The sequence below is a fragment of the Thermomicrobiales bacterium genome, from assembly GCA_041390825.1.
Lineage (GTDB): Bacteria > Chloroflexota > Chloroflexia > Thermomicrobiales > UBA6265 > JAMLHN01.
The window spans coordinates 90,535-110,075 of the sequence record JAWKPF010000004.1 but is presented as its reverse complement, the minus strand read 5'-3'; the positions used below and the strand labels follow the sequence as shown (position 1 = coordinate 110,075).

Annotated in this window: 16 protein-coding genes; 4 read left to right on the top strand and 12 right to left on the bottom strand. The window is 62.8% G+C overall.

Features of this window, described 5'->3' with window-relative positions; all coding sequences use genetic code 11:
- Positions 1–48: 48 nt before the first annotated feature.
- The 10 genes from R2855_00470 to R2855_00425 all read right to left on the bottom strand — a co-directional run bounded on the left by R2855_00470 (position 49) and on the right by R2855_00425 (position 10,702).
- Positions 49–423: a cupin domain-containing protein gene (locus tag R2855_00470; GenBank protein MEZ4529475.1), complete on the bottom strand. Its 375-nt coding sequence runs from the start codon at positions 421–423 to the stop codon at positions 49–51.
- Positions 424–608: 185 nt separating this feature from the next.
- Positions 609–1,616 carry an aminopeptidase gene (locus R2855_00465; protein ID MEZ4529474.1) on the bottom strand — a complete coding sequence of 336 codons (1,008 nt, stop codon included), beginning with the start codon at positions 1,614–1,616 and terminating at the stop codon, positions 609–611.
- Between the two features lie 54 nt (positions 1,617–1,670).
- Positions 1,671–2,057, bottom strand: a complete 387-nt coding sequence (locus R2855_00460; protein MEZ4529473.1) for a four helix bundle protein — start codon at positions 2,055–2,057, stop codon at positions 1,671–1,673.
- A 3-nt stretch (positions 2,058–2,060) separates the two neighbouring features.
- Entirely contained in the window at positions 2,061–3,104 is a 1,044-nt protein-coding gene (locus R2855_00455; GenBank protein ID MEZ4529472.1) for an LLM class flavin-dependent oxidoreductase, read from the bottom strand.
- Complete coding sequence (locus tag R2855_00450; GenBank protein MEZ4529471.1) at positions 3,101–3,769, bottom strand: GntR family transcriptional regulator; 669 nt, start codon at positions 3,767–3,769, stop codon at positions 3,101–3,103. The genes R2855_00455 and R2855_00450 overlap by 4 nt, the downstream gene beginning before the upstream one ends.
- A 276-nt stretch (positions 3,770–4,045) precedes the next feature.
- Entirely contained in the window at positions 4,046–5,632 is a 1,587-nt protein-coding gene (locus R2855_00445; GenBank protein ID MEZ4529470.1) for a hypothetical protein, read from the bottom strand.
- A 987-nt stretch (positions 5,633–6,619) separates the two neighbouring features.
- Positions 6,620–7,654 carry a Gfo/Idh/MocA family oxidoreductase gene (locus R2855_00440; protein ID MEZ4529469.1) on the bottom strand — a complete coding sequence of 345 codons (1,035 nt, stop codon included), beginning with the start codon at positions 7,652–7,654 and terminating at the stop codon, positions 6,620–6,622.
- Positions 7,655–7,803: 149 nt separating this feature from the next.
- Complete coding sequence (locus R2855_00435) at positions 7,804–9,018, bottom strand: GNAT family protein (protein MEZ4529468.1); 1,215 nt, start codon at positions 9,016–9,018, stop codon at positions 7,804–7,806.
- 197 nt (positions 9,019–9,215) lie between these two features.
- Complete coding sequence (locus tag R2855_00430; protein MEZ4529467.1) at positions 9,216–10,367, bottom strand: GNAT family protein; 1,152 nt, start codon at positions 10,365–10,367, stop codon at positions 9,216–9,218.
- Positions 10,364–10,702 (bottom strand): hypothetical protein, encoded by a 339-nt coding sequence (locus R2855_00425; GenBank protein MEZ4529466.1) that lies wholly within the window; start codon positions 10,700–10,702, stop codon positions 10,364–10,366. The genes R2855_00430 and R2855_00425 overlap by 4 nt, the downstream gene beginning before the upstream one ends.
- Positions 10,703–11,655: 953 nt before the next feature.
- Between R2855_00425 and tnpA the strand changes: the two genes are divergently transcribed.
- The 3 genes from tnpA to R2855_00410 all read left to right on the top strand — a co-directional run bounded on the left by tnpA (position 11,656) and on the right by R2855_00410 (position 15,390).
- Positions 11,656–12,111, top strand: a complete 456-nt coding sequence (gene tnpA / locus R2855_00420) for an IS200/IS605 family transposase (protein MEZ4529465.1) — start codon at positions 11,656–11,658, stop codon at positions 12,109–12,111.
- Between the two features lie 317 nt (positions 12,112–12,428).
- Positions 12,429–13,988, top strand: a complete 1,560-nt coding sequence (guaA, locus tag R2855_00415; GenBank protein ID MEZ4529464.1) for a glutamine-hydrolyzing GMP synthase — start codon at positions 12,429–12,431, stop codon at positions 13,986–13,988.
- A gap of 178 nt (positions 13,989–14,166) precedes the next feature.
- Positions 14,167–15,390 (top strand): hypothetical protein, encoded by a 1,224-nt coding sequence (locus tag R2855_00410; GenBank protein MEZ4529463.1) that lies wholly within the window; start codon positions 14,167–14,169, stop codon positions 15,388–15,390.
- 69 nt (positions 15,391–15,459) lie between these two features.
- Here R2855_00410 and R2855_00405 read toward each other — a convergent pair whose 3' ends face one another.
- Positions 15,460–17,139 (bottom strand): SH3 domain-containing protein, encoded by a 1,680-nt coding sequence (locus tag R2855_00405; protein MEZ4529462.1) that lies wholly within the window; start codon positions 17,137–17,139, stop codon positions 15,460–15,462.
- 898 nt (positions 17,140–18,037) lie between these two features.
- Here R2855_00405 and R2855_00400 point away from each other — a divergent pair.
- Positions 18,038–18,802: an SDR family NAD(P)-dependent oxidoreductase gene (locus tag R2855_00400; protein ID MEZ4529461.1), complete on the top strand. Its 765-nt coding sequence runs from the start codon at positions 18,038–18,040 to the stop codon at positions 18,800–18,802.
- A 54-nt stretch (positions 18,803–18,856) separates the two neighbouring features.
- Here R2855_00400 and R2855_00395 read toward each other — a convergent pair whose 3' ends face one another.
- A complete protein-coding gene (locus tag R2855_00395; protein ID MEZ4529460.1) occupies positions 18,857–19,510 on the bottom strand; it encodes a redox-sensing transcriptional repressor Rex in 654 nt (217 codons plus the stop codon).
- Between the last annotated feature and the right edge of the window lie 31 nt (positions 19,511–19,541).

Below are 19,541 nucleotides of genomic sequence, written 5' to 3'. Positions count from 1 at the left end.
TTCTGGCCATTTCCTATTTCCTATTTCCTATTTCCACGCCCGTCACCATCATTTCCGCTCCGTCGGGGGATACGCCGGATAGGGAAATCCGAAGACCATGATCACGTCGTCGTCACCGGTGTTGACCACCGCGTGCCAAAGATGGGGCGCGATATGCACGGCGTCGCCGGCCGAGAAGGGAACCGCGCCCTGCTCGGTGCGCAGCTCGCCCGTCCCCGCGACGACGAACGCGACCTCCTCGACCTCATGCGAAACCATCGTCATTTCGGTCCCCGGCGTGAAAACCGAGTACCCCAACGATGAGACGATGCCAGCCACGGAATCACCCGTCAGCATCATCTTGCTCCAGCTGCCATTCGGCAACGGAATCTCGTTCACCTGGTCGAGGGGGACTACCGTCACCCCACCGTTTGATCCGTTCATGGTCTACCGAACCTTCGTTTCGTCTCTATCCACCGTCTCAGGCCCCAGGCCCCCGGACCCCGGACTCTGGACCCTGGACTCCGAACTCTGGACCCTGGACTCCGAACTCTGGACCCTGGACTCCGAACTCCGAACTCCGGACTCCGGACTCCGGACTCCGGACTCCGGACTCCGGACTCAAAGCCCTACAACGCCCACTTCCCATCCTTGACGATATACACCCCTGTGTCCTCGATCATCAGCGACGCGTTCAGACAGTTGCCGTCCAGATGGAGCTTGCTCACGTTCTGGCCGCCGGGATAGGCATTGTGGTTGTCACCGAGCGCGAAATGCACCGTGCCCAGCAACCCCTTCTCCGATGGCGATCCGGTCGGCGACTTCTCGCTCGTGCCGAAGGCAAACTCGCCGATCACATCGGCGCCCGGCACGTCCTTGATGACCGCCTTGAGCCGCTCGGCCTCTTCGCCACCCTCGATCGCGACCGCCTTGCCTTTCTCCACCCGCCATTCGATCGGGTTCGGCGTTTGTCCCGGAAGGCCAATGCCAAGCATGATGCCGTCGACCACCACGCGGCCTTCGGTCTTGTCCTCGACCGCCGCGAAGGCGACCTCCGACCAGAGGGGAATCGGCCCCATCATCTGGCCGCGCTTCTTGATCGGGGTCACTTCCAGCGCCGGACGGCCTTCGATGTTCACGCGCAGATCGGTTCCTGCCGGCGACGTGACATGGCACCACTTCGCGCCCTTCATCGCTTCGATCGCGGCGACCGCGCGGTTGGTGGCATCCAGAATATCGGCCTCGGTCAGGTTCCAGGTGCCGATCCCCTCTTCCACCGACGCGATCTTGGCGTTGGCATCGCACGATTCGCGCACCGCCGAAACATGGGCGAAGCGGTTGGCCCATTCCAGATTCGTGATGATGATGATCTCGTCCGAATTCACCATCGCCTGGTGCAGATTCTTCGGCGGAGCCATCGGGAAGGTCATATCGGCAATCGCCTTCTTGACCTGATACTCGTTGTTCATCACCACCGGGAACCCGCCGCGCTCCACCACGATCTGCGCCAGCGCATCCGCCTCGGTCAGATGATCGTTGTCCGTAATGATCGTCACCGTATCGCCGGCCTCCACCGACATACACAACCCAACGATCAGCTCCGCGTCTTGTCGCAGTCCTTTGTTCAGTTCGGCCATTGCTTGGTGCTCCTTTCGCATGAGCGGAAATAGGAAATGGGAAATCGGAAATCGTTATCTTCCGTTGTGGCGTTCGATTGCTGTTCGCAATGCTCCTATCTGACGACGCAGGTCATCGATCTTGACAATCAAGATTCCGCATGCCGGTTCCGTTGTGTATCCGAGACGGGTCGCCAGAATGAGCTGTGTCTTGATCTCGGCAAGCGAACCACGGGCGATATTCAGAAAACGGACATATTCCCCGGACTGGCTTCTTCCATGCCCCTCAGCGATGTTCGATGGCACTGAGACCGCCGCGCGCTGGAGTTGATTCGAAAGTCCATATTGCTCCTGTTTCGGAAACGTCCAGGTCAGTCGGTACACCTCTTCGGCCAACTCCATTGCACCGCGCCAAACGCGGAGATCGGTGAAATCCTTGACCTCAGCAGCCCCGCTTTCCATTTCCTATTTCCGATTTCCTATTTCCGCCCCGGCGAACGCCGGCAACACTTCCTTTGCAAACCGCTCGACCTGTCCGAACTGGTCGAGCGAGCCGAAGCGGCAGACAAAGTAGTCCACCCCGGCCTCCTGGAAGGTCTTCAACCACGCGATCACGTCGTCCGGGGTGCCGATCGGGCCCCATTCCAGCAGGTCCATCGCCTTGCTGAGCTCGGGGTAGTACTGGCTGATGTACGAGTTGATTCCGGCGTGCGCCTCTTCACGCGTGTCGGCGATGTTCATGGTGACCTGGTAGGACATCACGAACTCGGACCGGTCGCGCCCGGCTTCCTCGATCGCGTCGTTCACCTGCGCCAATTGGGCGGCAAACTCCTCTGGGTGACGCGCGCGGCAGCAGGTCATCCAGCCATCGCCATACCGGGCGATGCGCCGGGCGGCCTTGCTGATGACTTTTTCCGTCTTGGCTTCCTCTTTATTGCCCACCGTTAGGCGCGGATTGCTGACTACCCAGATCGGCGGTGGTGTTTGCACCGGGCCGAGCGGCTTCATCTCGGTGCCCGAGTAGAAGGAAATGTTGTCGTACTTGTAGAACTGGCCGTCCAGATCGACCTTGCCCGTCGTCCAGAGCTGGCGCAGCGCATCGAGCCCTTCTTCGAAGATCGCGGCTCGCTTCTCGAAATCGAGCCGCACCGCTTCGTACTCCCGCCGCACCCCCTCTTCCGGATTCCCCATCCCCGTGCCGAGAATGGTCCGTCCATTGGAAAGCGCATCGAGCGTGGCCCATTCGAGCGCGAGGTAGAGCGGGTCGCGCGTGCCGGAGACCATGCAAGCCGTGCCCAGCTTGACCTTCTTCGTCCGCTGCGAAATCGCCGAGAGCACATTGATCGGCTCCCAGCGCGGTTTCGAGAAGAGCGAATCTCCCACCCACACCGAATCGAACCCATTCTCTTCGACCACAACCGAGAGATCGAGCAGATCCTGCAATCCATACCCGGGCGCAATCAACGGCTCCCGATTGTTCAGGTTGACTCCAAACTTGGCGGTGGTCATGAGGGGCCTTCTTCCTCTTCCAGATCTTCCTCGACAACGCTTTGGGGAACATGAATATGCTGCGCCATCAGGCGCGCGGCTTCGCCGCTATCTCCCGCGCGAATGGCGCGCAGAATCGCGGCATGCTCGTCGATCGATTCCGCCATGCCGCCGCGAAGATCGAGCGACGGTGTGCGATAGCGGCGCATGCGGTCTATGAGACTCTTGTAGATCGACTTCAGATCGCCATTGTCGGCCTTGTCGACCAGAAAGCCGTGAAACTCGGCATTGACGCCAAAAAAGGCCTCGGCATCGTTCGCATCGGCCGCCAGGTGCATTGCCTGCTGAAGCGCATCGAGCTGATCGAGATCGTCCGCGGTAAGCCGCGGCGCGGCCAGCCGGACCGCCAGCACCTCCAGCGCTTCGCGCACCTGGTAGGCATCGAGAAACTGCTTCGACGTGAGTTCCGAGACCGTGGCGCCCTGTCGGGGCTTGATGACGATGAGCCCCTCGGCGGAAAGGCGGCGGAGGGCCTCCCGCACCGGAACGCGGCTGACATTCAAGCTGGCAGCAAGCGCCTCTTCGGGCAGCGGGCTTCCGGGCGCGTAGGTGTTGTCGAGAATCCCGGCGCGCAGATGGCTGTAGACCTGTTGAGCCAGTGTGTTCGTGTTCATCGGTGTGGTCATAGCACTGATCGGTGCGCGTGCACGCCCCCTCCAGTTGATTCGCCGAACTACACAGGTGCCTGTATACAGTATACGTCGGTTTCCGCAAAATGAACACTGCCCAGTGAACGCCTGCTCCGCGTTCGTCCGCCAGACAGAATCCGCATGCAGAACTGCATCGATGCTCACTGCGCGGTTGGAGGCGTGTCCGGTCCGCAGTGTGATCACATCATCTCAGTTGCCAGTTGCGCCCGCTCCGGTTCGCGAACAAACAGCCGCCCGCATCGAGCGCAACGATCATCGGCTCGCGGCGGCATCGTCCACGGTCAGGGTTCCGATGTCGACGGCGGTGGCATGCCGCATGCCATTGGCGTCTTCGATCTCCGCTGCTAGCCTGATGATGCGCGGCCCGGTGTCTGGGTCCCGCGCAACCACAATCCCATGCATGATGCCCCCAATGGTGTAGGTGCTGTCTCCTGCAACCGCATCGCCATTCGTGCCGTCATCGAACAGCACAACCGCACTGCCCAGGTTGGGATCGACCTCGCTGCCGAGCAACGCCGCGTACCCCACCCCGAGCACCTGCCCATCGGTCGAGATCGACGCCGATACCACCGCTTCCGAACCGTGATCGGGCAGAATCACCGCGGGCTCGATGATTGCATTCGAGATCACCGGGGCCGCTCCCAAATCGACCGGATCGATCGCCATCGTCGCCAATTGTTCCTGCTGGTTGGCGCAATCGGCGCAGCGTACCGTGCGCATCACATAGAGGAACTGTTGTCCCTCCGCATCCATGGTTCCTCGCGGAAGACCGTCGGTCAGCACGGCCTCGTGATTGCCGCCGACACCGGCAATGGAAACACCCAGCAGCTCCGCGTCTCCGGAGTCCGTGTCGAACAGAAGCCCGTTCGAGCTCACAAGCAAACGGTTTCCGGTGGTCGTAAGCTGGAACGGTTCGTCATAACCCGAGTAGGGCATCTCCGTCAGCACCCGCGCATCGCCCCCGCCGGCAGGGATCACCGCCACCTCGTTCGACGTGGCCCCAACTGGCGTGCCGTCGATGGCCGCCAACGCGCCATCGCCGCTAACCGCCACCCGCATGGAGTATTGCTGCTCCCCACCTAGTTGCACGAGATTGCCGCCACTGCCGTCCGTGGAAAAGAAGCGTTCGAACCCGGCGGCATACGCGGCGAAGACGACCCTCCCTCCATCGTCAGAGGCATCGATCGGATGTCCATCGGAATGGAAACAGCATCCGGTCTCTTCGACCGTCACTCCGACTGCCGCGGCGATGTCGTTTGCATCGACCAATTGCCGCAGATTCGCTCCACTCACGTCGATGGCCCAGATCCCCCGCGGGATAGAGAGCGTGTTGTCGCTGGTGGAGGTGTCGCGCCGCACGATCATGAACACGGTCTGCCCGTTGCCGGAGATGACCACACCGCTGATCTCGCCGCTTGCCAGCGTCACGAGTCCGCGCGCGCCTCTGGCATCGGCGATGCGCACCTGCACGCTGTCGGTCGAGACCACCGTGCCGCCATCGTTGCTGATGTCGACGACTGCGCCACACGCGCAAAGCGGCGCATACGAATCGACCTCGGTCATCCCGCTCCCATCGGACCCGATGGTGAAGATGCGGTTCGGGGTGGCAGGATCTCCTGTTCCGGGCGCCTGGCTAAAGACGGCGGTGGCGCCATCGCCACTCAGCACGGGATAGCCGACCGAGCCGGAACCCTCCGGCAAATTGGTGATCTGGTGATAGACGAACCAGCTTCCAGCCGATTGCGCCGAAGCGGCGGGAGGCGCCAGAAGAGGCGTCAGCAACGACATGAGAAGGAGAAGCACAACGCCAACGGGAACATGGGGAGAACGACGATGCATGGAACCACCCCCGGGACGTATCGCCTTGCGGCGACCCACTATTTCATTGTTGACCTGACATATTGTTGGGATGTTAGCGGGAATACCGCAGGAACGCAATACACCCGTAGTGCCGGTTTGGTTCGGATTTTGGGAATCGACACCCTGGCTCGATCCGACGTGAACTGACCAGGCGTGGCCGCTCCGCTACGAACTCCAGGCGATTGCCGAGGAGCTTGGCCCGGAGCATTCATACTAGATTCCTCCTTTCCCCAAACCCCGTAGCCGCAGCCCTCCGTGGCTGCGCTTGTCCCCAATCCCCGTAGCCGCAGCCCTCTGTGGCTGCCCCACCAACCCCGTAGCCGCAGCCCTCCGTGGCTGCCCCACCAACCCCGTAGCCGCAGCCCTCCCTGGCTGCTCTTGTCCCCAATCCCCGTAGCCGCAGCCCTCCGTGGCTGCTCCTGTCCCCAATCCCCGTAGCCGCAGCCCTCCGTGGCTGCTCTTGACGCTGTCAGACAGCAGCCACGGAGGGCTGCAGCGCTTCGTGAGGAGGGAAGGGCAGGCACGGTGGCCTGCGCCGACGTGAGGAAATGGGCGTGACCGGAGAATACGAAAAAATCCAGGTTAGGGCAGATTGCAGAAGAGTCGAGACCGTCCCGAGATGCCTCCACCTGAACGCTCGACGAGCACGATAGCCATACTGGCGCGTATGTGCTCCGAACAAAAGAGGTATAGCCCAGCGCTTCAACGGTGAGACATCGCAGCACATCGACGGCCCATCCCGTCGACTCCTGGCCGACTCCGGAGCAGGCGCCACTTCTGGACGTTTCGGCCGTCAACGCATCGTGGAAATCCCAAAATCTGAACCGCATCCCGTAGTGCCCGATGCAGATTCTCCGTCCATCCCAGGCTTCGCATCTCCGTGCGAGCCTGCCGCGACGGCCCAGGAACAGGCGGGCGCAGAACGAGCGCCTGCCCGAGGCGACGCGTCCCTTCCGCGGGATCGTGCTATCCGAGCAGTTCTTCCACCTTCACGATCCGGTCTTGCTCGACCGACTCGACACATGCCATCACGGTGGCCAGGCTGTTCAGGTTGTCCCGGCCGGTATGGGCCGGCAATTCGCCACCGCGCAACGCGGCAACGAAGGCGAGCAGCGAACCGTGCCGGTCGGACTCGGCGACAGTGATGTTCTCGACGATCACCGGATCCTCGCCATAGACGTGCAGATGCACGGTGTCGAGATGCGGGTCGCCTACCCCGCCATCGGTCCAGATGCGCCCGTTGGTTCCCTCGAACTCCCACCATGAGGACCACGATGTGCGGTCACGATGCGTGGCGCTGCTTCCTTCATAAAGCACCGGAGTGCCGTCATCGAGCTTGAGCATGATGGCGCACGACGCATCGGTTTGGTACGGGCTGTCCGGGATGTTCCATGAAGTCGCGTAGACGCTCTCGACCTCCTGCCCGGTGAGATAGCGCAGCAAGTCCCAGTGGTGAATGGTCATGTCGATGATGTGCGGGTGCGGCATGAGATAGCGGAAGTTGGTGGCCTCGTAGAAGAGCCGCATGTCTTCCTGGCAGTTCGCCTGGACATGGAGCAGGTCGCCAATCACGCCTTCCTGCAAGAGCTTGCGCAGGGCCACCATGGGCGGCCGATAGCGGTAGTTCTGGCTGACGATCAACAGGTTGCCGCTCGCTTCGGCCAATTCGACCAAAGCCTTTGCGTCGGCCATGTCGGCAGCGAGCGGTTTCTCCATCAAGACCGGTTTGCCAGCGGCGAACGCGATGCGCGCAACCTCGAGATGGGTGCGCGGCGGGGTGACCACCAGCACTGCGTCGGTTTCGACATGGTCCAGCGCCGTTTGCAGATCGGCATACGCCTGGTCCGGGGAGAGCCCGCGCGCCTCGACGACGGCCTGCCGGCGGTCGTCCATCGGTTCGACCACGGCGGCCAACTCGACGCCGTCTTGCGCCTGAATCAGCTCGGCCCAGCCGGGTCCCCAGCTTCCCAATCCCGTAACGATGAAACGAACCGGCGGCATCGATGGTCCTTTCCACATGGAGCGCGGACGCAATATGGCGGCAGTGTACAGGCAGGCAGCACGCGGCACGCAGCAGGCGGAACAAATGTGGAACCATCGCGACAGTGCGCGTCACGAAAGACTGCCTGCCGCGTGCTGCCTGCCGCGTGCTACGTCCGGGCGTTCCGCCACTCCCTCGCCAGCAGGTCGTAGTAGCGGCCGCCGAGGTAGTTGCCCCGGTAGAGATGGGACCAGGCGAAATACCCGGCCTCGCGGTAGCCCTGCTTCAGCAGGGCGGCGGACGAACGGGCATTGAGCTCGGACACCCAGGAATAGACCATGTGCAGTCCAAGCCGCTCGAAGGCGTATTCCAGCAAGAGGTGTTTGGCTTCCGTGCCATACCCGCGGCCGCGATAGTCGGGGTGGAAGATGGTGCTCTCGGTTTCGGCATTGCCGTGCAGCAGATCGAGATGCGTCAGCCCAGTGGCGCCGAGGAGCAAATCGTCCTCGTTCCGCACGATGGCGAAGCGCGCCCACGTCGGCGGCGATTCCTTCGCCAGCGCGACGTGCAACTGTCCATAGACCCAGGGATTGACCACATCGGGACCGTTGGGGAAAACATCTTCGGTGTCTCGTAGAAGCCATCTGGAAGCAAGCTTGCCGTCGGCCGGCTCGAAGGGCCGCAGGGAGAGCCGCGCGCCAGAGACGATGGCGTTCACCGGAGGTTCGACGCGCTCGCCCGTGTCACCGTTTGGACCCAGCCGGGCCGGAGAACGCACCTCGCGTTCGACCGGGCCCTCTTCCATGCCACGGGGCATGCCGAGGGTGACGATCCAGCGAGGATCGAGCAATTCGTACCCGATCCAGTCGAACCGCTGCCCGCGCCACGATCCCGCTTCACGCAAACGGAAGCAACGCCGCATCCCGATCTGCTCTGCCGCGGCCACGACCAATGGATGATCGCCAGTGGGCCAGGTGTGCTCGGTATACACCTTGAGCAGATTCCGCTTCTCCAGCATCCACGGGAGAAACGCGGTCATCACCTCGGCTTCGGCTGCCGCCCATTGGTCGAGGGTGCGCAACGGATCGTGCGTGAAGCGCAGAAAGCAGGCGTATTCGCTGTCATATTCGAAGAAGACCGAACCGATGGGACGATCGTCGCTGCGACGGCAGATGAGCATGCGTTGCGCATCGGCCTCGGCGTCCGGGTCGCTGCCGAGCTGGTTCTTGAGCTTCTCCTCCACAACCTCAGCCGGCAGCGGCCAGGGCTCGGGCCACCACCGCGGCGCGGACGGCGCATCCTCCGGCTCGACCGGGCGCAGGAAGAGACTCGGCCCAACGAAAAAGGCCTGTCCCTCACTGCGGCTGATGAATGGCTGGGGCATACGGTGGTGTCCTGGTTCTGAGTCCGGTGTCCTGAGTCCGGAGGCCGGAGACGGTCCAATCGCAGTGGCGGCTCCCATGACCGCCAACCTGGGTCCAGAGTCCGGAGTCCGGAGTCCGGAGCCCAGGACCGGCCAGCGAACGTTCGCCCCCCTTACACGCGACCATCAACTGACAACTAGCAACTGACTACTGACGACTAGCGTCTCGCTGCCTGCCACTCGGACGCGAGCAAATCGAAACACCAGTCGCCCGAGGGGATGCCGTGGTGCGTGCCCCGCCAGGGAATGCCGCCCGCTTCACGGTACCCCTGCTTGAGCAGGGCGGCGCGCGAGCGCGGGTTCTCCTCCCAGACGTTCGACCAGACCATGTGCAAGTTCAGCACATCGAACGCATAAGCCAGCAGGAGATGCTTCGCCTCCGTGCCGTAGCCCTTGCCGCGATGCTCCGGTCTGAAAAGCTCAGTGCCGGTTTCCGCTGATCGATGCACCAGATCGAGATAGTCGAGCTCGTTGCGCCCGATCAGCTCGTCATTCCCACGAAGCACGATGGCAAAGGTGATATTGTCCGGAATCTCGGCTTCCGAGCTCTTGCGGAACCGGGCGTTCATGGTCATGGCGCTCCGCGGGAAGCGCGGATCGTGGGCGAATTCGGTATCGGTCAGCGACGCCTCGCGCATGATCTCGCCATCGGCCGGGGTGAACATGCGCAGGTAGAGCCGTTCCCCCACGATTACCGCGCCGGGTGGCGGCGACACGACCGCGGGCCACTGCTTCGGCGCCGGATGACTGACCGCGCGCTCCACCGGGCCTTCCGGGGTGAATTTCGGCTCGCCGAAGACCGCGATCGACTTCTTGTTTGCATACTGGTAGGCCATTTTGTCGTGCCGCCGCCCGCGGAAGATCATGGCCTCACGCTGGCGATAGCAAAACGGCGCGCCGATCTTCGCCAGGGCTGCCTCCACCGCCGGCAGACCCGCGGGAACCTCCGTCAGCGCGGCGATGATCCCGCCTTCGTCGACCAGGAACGGCAGCAGCAGCTCGAGGATCTCCGCCAGCACCTGCTCCGCGCCCGCATCGGTAAGCCAGCGGGCCGCGAACGGATCGACATACGCCCAGGGACCATCGAACCAGATCAGCGCCGAGCCGACGATGACCTCGTCCCGGTTCCGCACCGCCACCAGCGTCTTGTCGCCGGTGGAGTAGTCGTCCTCGATCCTCGCTTCCGAAACCGCCTGCGCCCGCGGAAACCAACTCTTGCGCCAGGAGGGTTCGCTGGCGGCATCGCTCTCCTCGACCGCGCGCAAGTGAATCGCCGGACCGACCAGATAGCTTTGTTTCACCTCGGTCATACGCTTACCTCGTTCTCCATTCGTACATTCATCAATTTCCCGAAGATCCCTGGCCGGGGTTCGATTCCCCGGTGTTGCATCAGCAGCCACGCAGACGCCTGATTGCTCGTCACAACCGGTTTGCCAATCACCCCCTCGATCCAGTCGATCTCCTGCGCCACGTTCAGGCTGGTGCAGGAAAGGAATACGACATCAGCCGCTGGCCGGTCGACCCGCTGCGCGAGCGCGACGAGCGTCTGGGGTGAGCGCGCGCCGATCTCCGCGTCGGTAGAGCACCCGAGCCCCTCGATATGCGTCACCGTCCCCTTGAGCTGATTGCGTGCGCTGATCCTCATGGACAAACCTCCCCTGCGCGTATCCGCCGTTCCTGACTAGTCAACTCCTGACTATTCTGTCACGGAGTACAGCCAAGGGCAAGCATCACAAGCGGGGACATACGCTGGACCGACTTACCAGTCCGCTGGTGTCGGCTCTGGGAAAGGAGATGGGTATGGCTGCGCCCTGGCCGGATGCGTGTGCATCGAACTGTCTCGAAAAGCGATCCCTCTTGTTCGGGTGAGGCCGCGAATGGAGTCCTGGGTGACGGGGGGATTCCGGGCGGGTAACTCTGGGGCACTGCCCAGGTCATGCATCTACCGCTGCCGCTCCGTCCCGACGTCCGGGAAGGGGGTGCGCTCGGCTCCATGGATGGAGCCGGAGGATGCCGGTCTCGTTGGCGCGTCTTCTCCGTCGTCCCGGCCCTGAAGGACCGGGCTACGAGGAGCGAAGGCTCTCCGAGCCTGAGGACGCGCGGGGCGAGGATCCCTCTCCGCCGATGTGCCGCTTGCTGGCAAGCATAGAACATCTGTTCTCTTTGTGTCAACGCTGATTGCATGTCAGGGGGCGGTTCGGGTATTGGGATTTCCAGGATGCGTTGACGGCCGAAACGTTCAGAAGTAGCGCTTGCCACGGAATCGGCCAGAAGACGACGGGATGGACCGCTGATGTGCTGCGATGTCCCACCGTTGAAACGCTGGGCTATACCCCCTCGGCAATCACCTGGGATCCGTAGCGGAGCGGCAACGCCTGGTCGCTCCTGCTTCGAGTTCACGTCGGATCGAGCAAGGGTGTCGATTCCCAAAAAACTGAACCACACCCCCGTTGAAACGCTGGGCGAACACACCTTTATGCCGGGGAGTCGAGAGCAGAAAGACCAGGATATCCCTTGCAATCATCCGGTTGCCCCAAGAGACTGGTTGGGTGTCGGCAAGCTGCATGACGCGCGGGGGGACACGCGAAAGGGGCAACGATGTCGTACTGGCGCACGTTCTATCACCTGGTCTGGAGCACCAAGTATCGGGAACCGATGCTGACCCCGGAGCGGATGGCGATGGTGCAGCAGGCGTTTCGGGTAGTGGCCAAGGATATGGGCGCCTACACCCATGCGATTGGCGGAATGCCAGATCATGTGCACGTCGCCGTCTCGATCCCTCCGTCCATCGCGGTGGCGGCGTACGTGCAACGGTTGAAAGGCTCGTCGAGTCGCTACCTGACCAAGCAGATCACGCTGCCCGGAATCGAGGGCTTCGCGTGGCAGGAGCATTATGGGGTGACCACGTTTGGGGAACGGTCGCTCGACGCAGTGGTTGGCTATCTCGAACGGCAGGCGGACCATCATGCGACAGACGACATCTGGCAGGCATTCGAACTGCTGCCGTCTCCGCAGTCACTACGACCTGCCGCCCGAAGACCTGAGGAGTCTTAGCCCAGGCTTTCAAGCGTGGGGAGAGGTGAGCGTGTGGGTTCGGTTCGTTCCCACCGTTGAAACGCTGGGCTAACACACCTTTGGTTTCGTGCGGGAGAGGCGCCCGCGACCTAGTTGTGAGGAATGAGAGGGCAGACAAGTCGTCGACTACGATCGTAGGGAGCGGAGACTGCCGTGCAATTCGCGCTACACCCCCTTGGCAATCAACTGGATTCAGTACTACCCATCGTCCCCATTTCCCATTTCCTATTTCCCATTTCCACTCATTTACTATTCCCCCACGCGGCCGTCCGCTTTGTCCCGACCCAGGAGAGCAGTTGACCATCCAGCCCACCGAATCCACCCACCCCAAGACCGTCGTCGTGCTCGATTTCGGCTCGCAATACAGCCAGCTCATCACCCGCAGGGTGCGCGAGGCCGGCGTTTACAGCGAGCTGGTCCAGTTCGATGCCCCCTGGAGCGAGGTCGCCCCGCTCGAACCCGCCGGCATCATCCTCTCCGGCGGTCCGGCCAGCGTCTACGAACCCGGCGCGCCCGCGCTGCCGAAATGGCTTTGGGAAGCGGAACTGCCAGTGCTCGGCATCTGTTACGGCATGCAGCTGCTGGCCAACGAACTGGGCGGCAAGGTCATCGGCGCGGACAAACGCGAATACGGTCCCGCCACCATCGAGGTGAACAGCGATTCACCCCTCTTCGCGGGAATGCCGTCCTCGATCGATGTCTGGATGAGCCACGGCGATCATGTCGAAGCCATCCCGCCCGGCTTCGAGGTCATCGGCGAAAGCAGCCGCCTCCCCTTCGCCGCCATGGTCAAGGGGAACGTCGCCGGCATCCAGTTCCATCCCGAGGTGGTCCACACCCCCCTCGGCCAGCAGGTGATCGCCAACTTCCTGACCCAGATGTGCGGTCTCTCGCTCGACTGGAGCAGCGATTCCTTCGTCGAAAGCGCGGTGCAGGAGATCCGCGCCACCGTCGGCGACAAGCGCGTGCTGCTCGGTCTCAGCGGCGGCGTCGATTCCTCGGTCGCGGCCGCCCTCATCTATAAAGCGATCGGCGACCAGCTCACCCCCGTCTTCGTCAACAACGGGCTCCTCCGCCAGGGCGAGGCGGACCTGGTGCAAGAGGTCTTCGCGCGCCACTTCGGCATGCCGCTCGTCTATGTCGATGCCACCAACAACTTCCTCGACCGGCTGGAAGGCGTCACCGACCCCGAGGAGAAACGCAAGACCATCGGCGACGAGTTCGTGCGCGTCTTCGAGCGGGAAGCCCGGAAGGCCGGTCCCTTCGATTTCCTCGCCCAGGGCACCCTCTACCCGGACGTGATCGAAAGCACCACCGCCGACACCAAGGCCGCGGTCAAGATCAAAACGCACCACAACGTCGGCGGTCTCCCGGCCGATATGCAGTTCCAGTTGCTGGAGCCGCTCAAATTCCTCTTCAAGGATGAGGTGCGCAAGGTCGGCAAAGCGCTCGGCCTACCGGACGAAATCGTCTGGCGGCAACCCTTCCCAGGTCCCGGCCTGGCGGTTCGCTTGCTCGGTGAAGTCACCGAACCCTGGCTCGATGTCCTTCGGCAGGCCGATGCCATCGTCCGCGAAGAGATCGAGGCCGCCGGATTGGCGCAGGACATCTGGCAATACTTCGCCGTCCTCCTCCCGGTCAACACGGTCGGCGTCATGGGCGACTACCGCACCTACGCGCGCGTCTGCGCCATCCGCGCGGTCGCCAGCCAGGACGCCATGACCGCCGATTGGGCCCGCATCCCCTACGATGTGCTCGCCCAGATGAGCAACCGCATCGTCAACGAGGTGCGCGGCATCAACCGCGTCGTCTACGACATCTCCTCCAAACCCCCGTCCACCATCGAGTGGGAGTAGCGATCGCGGGATTCGCAATAGCTCCCAGGATTTGTTGACTCAAGATTACATATTGACGTTCCGGATATTTTCGTTAGGATGGAGTAACGAACCGGGATGACCGCGGTCTACGCCACGGTCGCCCTGGATCGAGTGTTCCCGCGTGGTCGTCTGGTTTTCGTTATTGGGAGGCTCGTACATGGATGATCGGCGTTTCGATGCGCTCGTCAAGTCGCTCGCTGCTGGGAGAAACCGGCGCAATGTGCTGAAGGGATTGCTCGGGCTGGGAGGGGTGGCCGCCGGCGGCGTGCTGCTGGAGAACGACACCCAGGCCGCTCGCCGCCCCACCCCGACCCCGAAGCCAAAGCCCTGTCCCTATCCCAAGGTGCTGGTCGGAGGCGCCTGCACATGCCCGGGGTCAGCACCACATCCATGCGGACCGGATTGCTGCACCGAAGATTCTGTGCCTGCGCCGCTCCCCGGCCATTCGGAATGCTGCGACAACGCCTGTTGCTTCGGCACCTGCTACGGCGAAGAGCTCTGCTGCCCCACGAACCATCGGGGATCGGTTGGGCAGCTGCCGCCGACGCACAAGCTTTGCGAGGGACCCAACGGTCCGCATTGTTGCGAATGGGACGAGCACTGTTGTCTGGAGGACGGGTGTTGCGACACGCTCTGTTACGGCGGAATGGTGGGCGATAGCTTCTGCTGCCCGTCGGAGCGAGTCTGCCACGGCGCAACGTCCGAAGGTGACATCTGCTGCTTCGAAGGCGAGACCTGCTGCAACGACGGCACAGATGCCAATCGCTGCGTGAATCTGGCCAACGACGAGTGTTGCACCACAGCCGATTGCACCGAAGGCGGCACCCTGTGCCGAAACTGCACGGAAGACTATGTTTGCTCGACCACCGCGTGCAGTGAGGGGACCGTCTGCTGTCCCACGGTCGACGGCCCGAACGCGTGTCAGCCGGGAGACTGCTGTCCCGATGGGCGTGGTTGCGACGCAGGCCAGGTTTGCTGCGGCGAGGGCGCCGATGCCCAATGTGCCGAGAGCTGCGGGAGCCCCGCATGCCGTCAGTGCGACGCTCAGGGACTCGACTGCTGCTTCATCAACGATGTCTTCGCCGGCTGCTGGGATTCGTCGAATCCGAATGCGTGCTGCACAGCGGCAACCTGCGAGGAATACAACGACTTCGAGAACTGCGTTGTCGGCGCATGTATCGATTTCATGTGCGAAGCGCGTGGCTGCTCGGACACGCAGTTTTGCTGCGATGGCAGCTGTAGTGACGTCGAGTGCGTCGGTTCGACCCAATGCACAGACGATTCCGATTGCGGCGGGAATATCGTATGCTGCGGCGGCACATGCTGCACCACCGGGCAAAGTTGCATAACCGACCCCGACGGCAACACCTACTGCGACTGACCGCAGGACACGCAAATGGGGGGCGGCCAAGTCGCCCCCCATTGCAGTCAGGATCGATGAAGTGTCGTCTCAGTCGAGATAGAGCGCGTACGCCCAGCCTTCGATGCCGTTGTAGCGCACCTTGGCAAACCCATTGGACGACTGCCCAAGCAGCGTCACGGTTGCGCCATCGGGCATGACGGCCAGCACGCTGCCACCGGTCGAGGCGCTGGAGCGGAGATTCAGCGATCCGTCGATGACGGTCGCCGTCGTTCCGGACGAGCCGCTGGTCGTCAGCCACTGGCTGGAGGCCCAGCCGGTCGTTCCCTGGTAGATCACCTGGGAAAACCCGTTGCTGGCCGATCCAGTGAGCTCCACACGGGCGCCATCGGGCAGGACGAGCAGCACGCTGTACCCGGTTCCCGCGCCGGAGCGCAGGTTGAGCGTGCCATCGAACACGGTGGCGAAGGTTCCGTTGCCAGCACCGCCGTCGTTTCCGGTGCTCAAGTAGATCGAATATGCCCAGCCGGATTGCCCGTTGTACGTCACCTGGCTGAACCCATTGCTGGTGACACCGCTGAGGGTCACGGATGCGCCATCCGGCATCACGGCCACGATCCCTGCGGAAGTGCTGGCGGACGAACGGAGGTTGAGCGATCCGTCGATCACGGTGGCGGGCACGCCGCTGCTGGGCGGGGTTTCGGCATCGGTGCTCAAATAGATCGCGTAGGCCCAGCCAGCGGTTCCTTGATAGGAGACCGAGAGGAATCCATTGCTACTCTGCCCGGTCAGCGAAACGGTGGCGCCATCGGGCATCACGGCAAGCACACTGCCGCTGGTGCTGGCGGAGGAGCGCAAATTGAGGTCTCCGTCGATCACGGTCGCGGTCTCTCCGGTGGGAGGCGGGTCGTCGTCGCTACCTGGGTCCTCGCCGGCGTCGATGTCGAGATACGTTCCCAGCGCCCAGCCTGCAGTGCCGCTGTAGGTGACGGGGTAGAAACCGTTCTGGCTCCCGCCAGTGACCGTCACCCGGCTGTTTCCGGGCATGACGGTCACGACGGAAGCCGAGTAGGAGGGGCTCGAGCGCAGATTGAGGGCGCCGTCGATGACGGTCGCGTTGCCGCCAGTCGTGGGCGGCGTGGTGGGAACAGCGGTGGGTTCCGGTTCGGGGGCGTTGCCGCAGGCTTCATCGTGCGTGATGCCGGCTTGCCAGAGCATGGTCACAGTGACGGTGGTGATGCCCGCGGAGGTTGGCAATCCAAGCGCTTGCCAGGTACCCCCGGCCAGGTCGATTCCGGCGGCGTAGGTGTAGACATTGCGGATGTCATAGCCCACATCGCTGATACCCGCGCCATACCCGAGGTTCGCGCCGTCGCGGGCATATTCGGCGGCCGGGATGCCCTGGGGCACGTTGTATTCGCGCAGGCTTTGCGGCGCCCACCAGTTGTCGCGAACGAAGAGCGGTCCGCGGTCATGCACTGGAGCAACGGTGCATTCGCCGGTGGTTTCGCTGACGATCTCGACCCAGCAGAGACCGTCGGCCTCGGCGCACTCGGTTTGCGGGCCATAGGCGCCCTCGACCCCGGTGCCGACTGGCACCCACGGGCAGGACGACTCGGTGCACGCAGGCAGCGCGACCAGATTGTCGTTCGGCTGGATCCAATGTCCGCTGGATGCCTGGGTGCCAACCTGTCCGTCAGTGCCTTCGGCAAAGACAGATGCGGTGACGCGATAGCTTCCGTCGCCGAGATTGACCTCGGACGCTGGCACCCAAGATGAGTTCGATGCGGGAGCCGCCAAAGCGGAACCTGCTGTCGGTACTGCAATACAGACAAGCATGGCGAGGGCCGCTGCGAGGGTGCGGCACATGCTGTTCTTCGCCAAGCCATGCTGCCTGACCTGCCGGGTTCGCACAACCATCCCCCTTTCCTCGTGGGTGTGCAAATTCGGTTGGTCGAAGGAGCTGGGCTCTCTCGGTTTCGTGCCAGCTAACCACAGGGAAACACTGCGGCGCAAGTGAACGAACACGCCAGTTTTTCTGGCGCTTCGACGCAGATGAACGGAGGCAAAGATACCGACGACGCCGAATCGAATGAGATGTACTCTGTCAATCAGGCACAAGGAATTCGGTGCATAGCGAGGAGGCATGTACTGTGGACGGTGCACGGTTTGACCAGATAACGCGAACGTTTGCGGGGTTCCGCACTCGGCGGAGTTTCCTCAAAGGATGTGCCTCACTGGCAGTTTCGATCGTGGTCGGCGGCCGCGAGACGATAGCTGCTGCAACGTGCACTCCACCTGGTCCGCTGAACTTCTGCAATGCTGATAGCGAGTGCTGCGCGCATGCAGATTGTGTCCTTGGCGTCTGCAAGTGCGAGAACGGCTATAAGCAGTGCGGGTCGCTCTGCGTTTCGAATGCTCAGAACTGCAGTGCGTGCCCTTCGGGTTGGCGCCGCTGCAACGGCCGCTGTATCAATGTGCAGAATGATCGACTCAACTGCGGCTCATGCGGGCGGCAATGCAGCGCCAACCAGACCTGCTCCGCCGGGCATTGCTGCCCAAAGGGCAAGAACTGGTGCAATGGGCAGTGCATCCAGGGGCTCTGTTCATAGGGGGAGTTTGGGTAGGATTGCACTCCAGAGATCGGGATCATCGAGGAGTGCATGACATGACAGGGAGACTGGCGGGGAAATCGAGCGTCATCACCGGAGCCGCGTTCGGCATCGGGAAGGCCACCGCGCGGGTGTTTGCCGACGAAGGCGCGCGCCTCGTGCTGACCGATATTCAGCCGGAACCGCTGGAGGCCGTCGCGGCTGGCCTGCGTGAACGAGGCGCCGAGGTCGTGACGATCGTGGGGGATGTTTCGAAGGAAGACGACACCCGCGCCATGATCAAGGCCGCAGTGGATGCCTTTGGGCGGGTCGACTGCGTTGTCGCCAACGCAGGCATCATTCCGCTCGACGATGTGCTGCACACGACGGTCGAGGATTGGGACGAGGTGATGCGGATCGACGGGCGCGGCATGTTTCTGACCTGCAAGTTCGCCATCGAGCAGATGTTGAAGACGGGGGGCGGTTCGATCGTCTGCCTGTCGTCGATTTCGGGAGAAGCGGGGCAAAAGCGGCAGGCGGCGTATGGGCCGGCCAAATACGTTGCCAGCGGGTTGACCAAGCACCTGGCGATCGAATGGGCGGACAAGGGGATCCGGGTCAATGCTGTCGCGCCGGGGACGATCAACACCGACCGGGTGCAGCAGCTCGAGTTCGAGGAAGGCGGACCGGAATACCTCGCGGCCATTCGCGTTCTTCACCCCATGGGCCGCATTGGCGATCCATCGGAAGTCGGCAAGGCGATCGCTTTCCTGGCCTCAGATGACGCTTCGTTCATCACAGGCGTGGTCTTGCCGGTGGATGGGGGATATCTGGCGCAGTAGGCACGCGGCGCCTGGAGCGTGGGGGCGAGGCCGGTTGAACCGGGGTCTCCGTTGCTAGTCCCTGGACCCGTACCTCGAGCCGTCCAGATAGTACGTCATCGATTGCATAGCCCAGATGGGGTCGATTTCGCGCACCTGGACAGCGTCGGGGGTCTTGATGACGGTCGGGGCGTAGTTGAGGATCGCTTGCACGCCCCCATCGACCATGGCGTCGGCCACTTCCTGGGCGCTCGCGGACGGCACGGCGATGATGCCGATCTTGATGCCGAGGCGGTGGATTTCTTCGGCGATACGCTGGTCGCTCTTGACGGAGACGCCGCCGACCAATACACCGATCTGATCGGGATTGCGATCGAAAATGGCGGCGATGTGGAACGAAGAGGGTACGAAGCCGCGGTAGTGGGCGATGGCGTGTCCTAGGCTGCCGAAGCCTGCGAGCGCCACATCCCATTTCTTATCGAGTTGCAGGATGTGCGATATCGCTTGCTCAAGATGGGCGACATCGTACCCCTTGCCCTGCTTGCCGAACTTGCCGAAATAGGAGAGATCCCGCCGGATCTGTGCGGCGGTTACGCCAATGAGTTCGGCAAGTTGATCAGACGAAACGGAGCGTGTATCAGCTGCTTGCAGCCCTCGCAGGGTGCGCACGTAGAGTGGCAGCCGGCGAATCACGATATCGGGAATGTCTGGTTCGAGCGAGCGAGTCACGTGAAATTCGTTCGAGTACGGACTGTCCAGC

Coding starts and splice junctions, on each gene's coding strand:
- R2855_00470 (MEZ4529475.1), bottom strand. CDS start 423: ATGAACGGATCAAACGGTGGGGTGACGGTAGTCCCCCTCGACCAGGTG.
- R2855_00465 (MEZ4529474.1), bottom strand. CDS start 1,616: ATGGCCGAACTGAACAAAGGACTGCGACAAGACGCGGAGCTGATCGTT.
- R2855_00460 (MEZ4529473.1), bottom strand. CDS start 2,057: ATGGAAAGCGGGGCTGCTGAGGTCAAGGATTTCACCGATCTCCGCGTT.
- R2855_00455 (MEZ4529472.1), bottom strand. CDS start 3,104: ATGACCACCGCCAAGTTTGGAGTCAACCTGAACAATCGGGAGCCGTTG.
- R2855_00450 (MEZ4529471.1), bottom strand. CDS start 3,769: ATGACCACACCGATGAACACGAACACACTGGCTCAACAGGTCTACAGC.
- R2855_00445 (MEZ4529470.1), bottom strand. CDS start 5,632: ATGCATCGTCGTTCTCCCCATGTTCCCGTTGGCGTTGTGCTTCTCCTT.
- R2855_00440 (MEZ4529469.1), bottom strand. CDS start 7,654: ATGCCGCCGGTTCGTTTCATCGTTACGGGATTGGGAAGCTGGGGACCC.
- R2855_00435 (MEZ4529468.1), bottom strand. CDS start 9,018: ATGCCCCAGCCATTCATCAGCCGCAGTGAGGGACAGGCCTTTTTCGTT.
- R2855_00430 (MEZ4529467.1), bottom strand. CDS start 10,367: ATGACCGAGGTGAAACAAAGCTATCTGGTCGGTCCGGCGATTCACTTG.
- R2855_00425 (MEZ4529466.1), bottom strand. CDS start 10,702: ATGAGGATCAGCGCACGCAATCAGCTCAAGGGGACGGTGACGCATATC.
- tnpA (MEZ4529465.1), top strand. CDS start 11,656: ATGTCGTACTGGCGCACGTTCTATCACCTGGTCTGGAGCACCAAGTAT.
- R2855_00410 (MEZ4529463.1), top strand. CDS start 14,167: ATGGATGATCGGCGTTTCGATGCGCTCGTCAAGTCGCTCGCTGCTGGG.
- R2855_00400 (MEZ4529461.1), top strand. CDS start 18,038: ATGACAGGGAGACTGGCGGGGAAATCGAGCGTCATCACCGGAGCCGCG.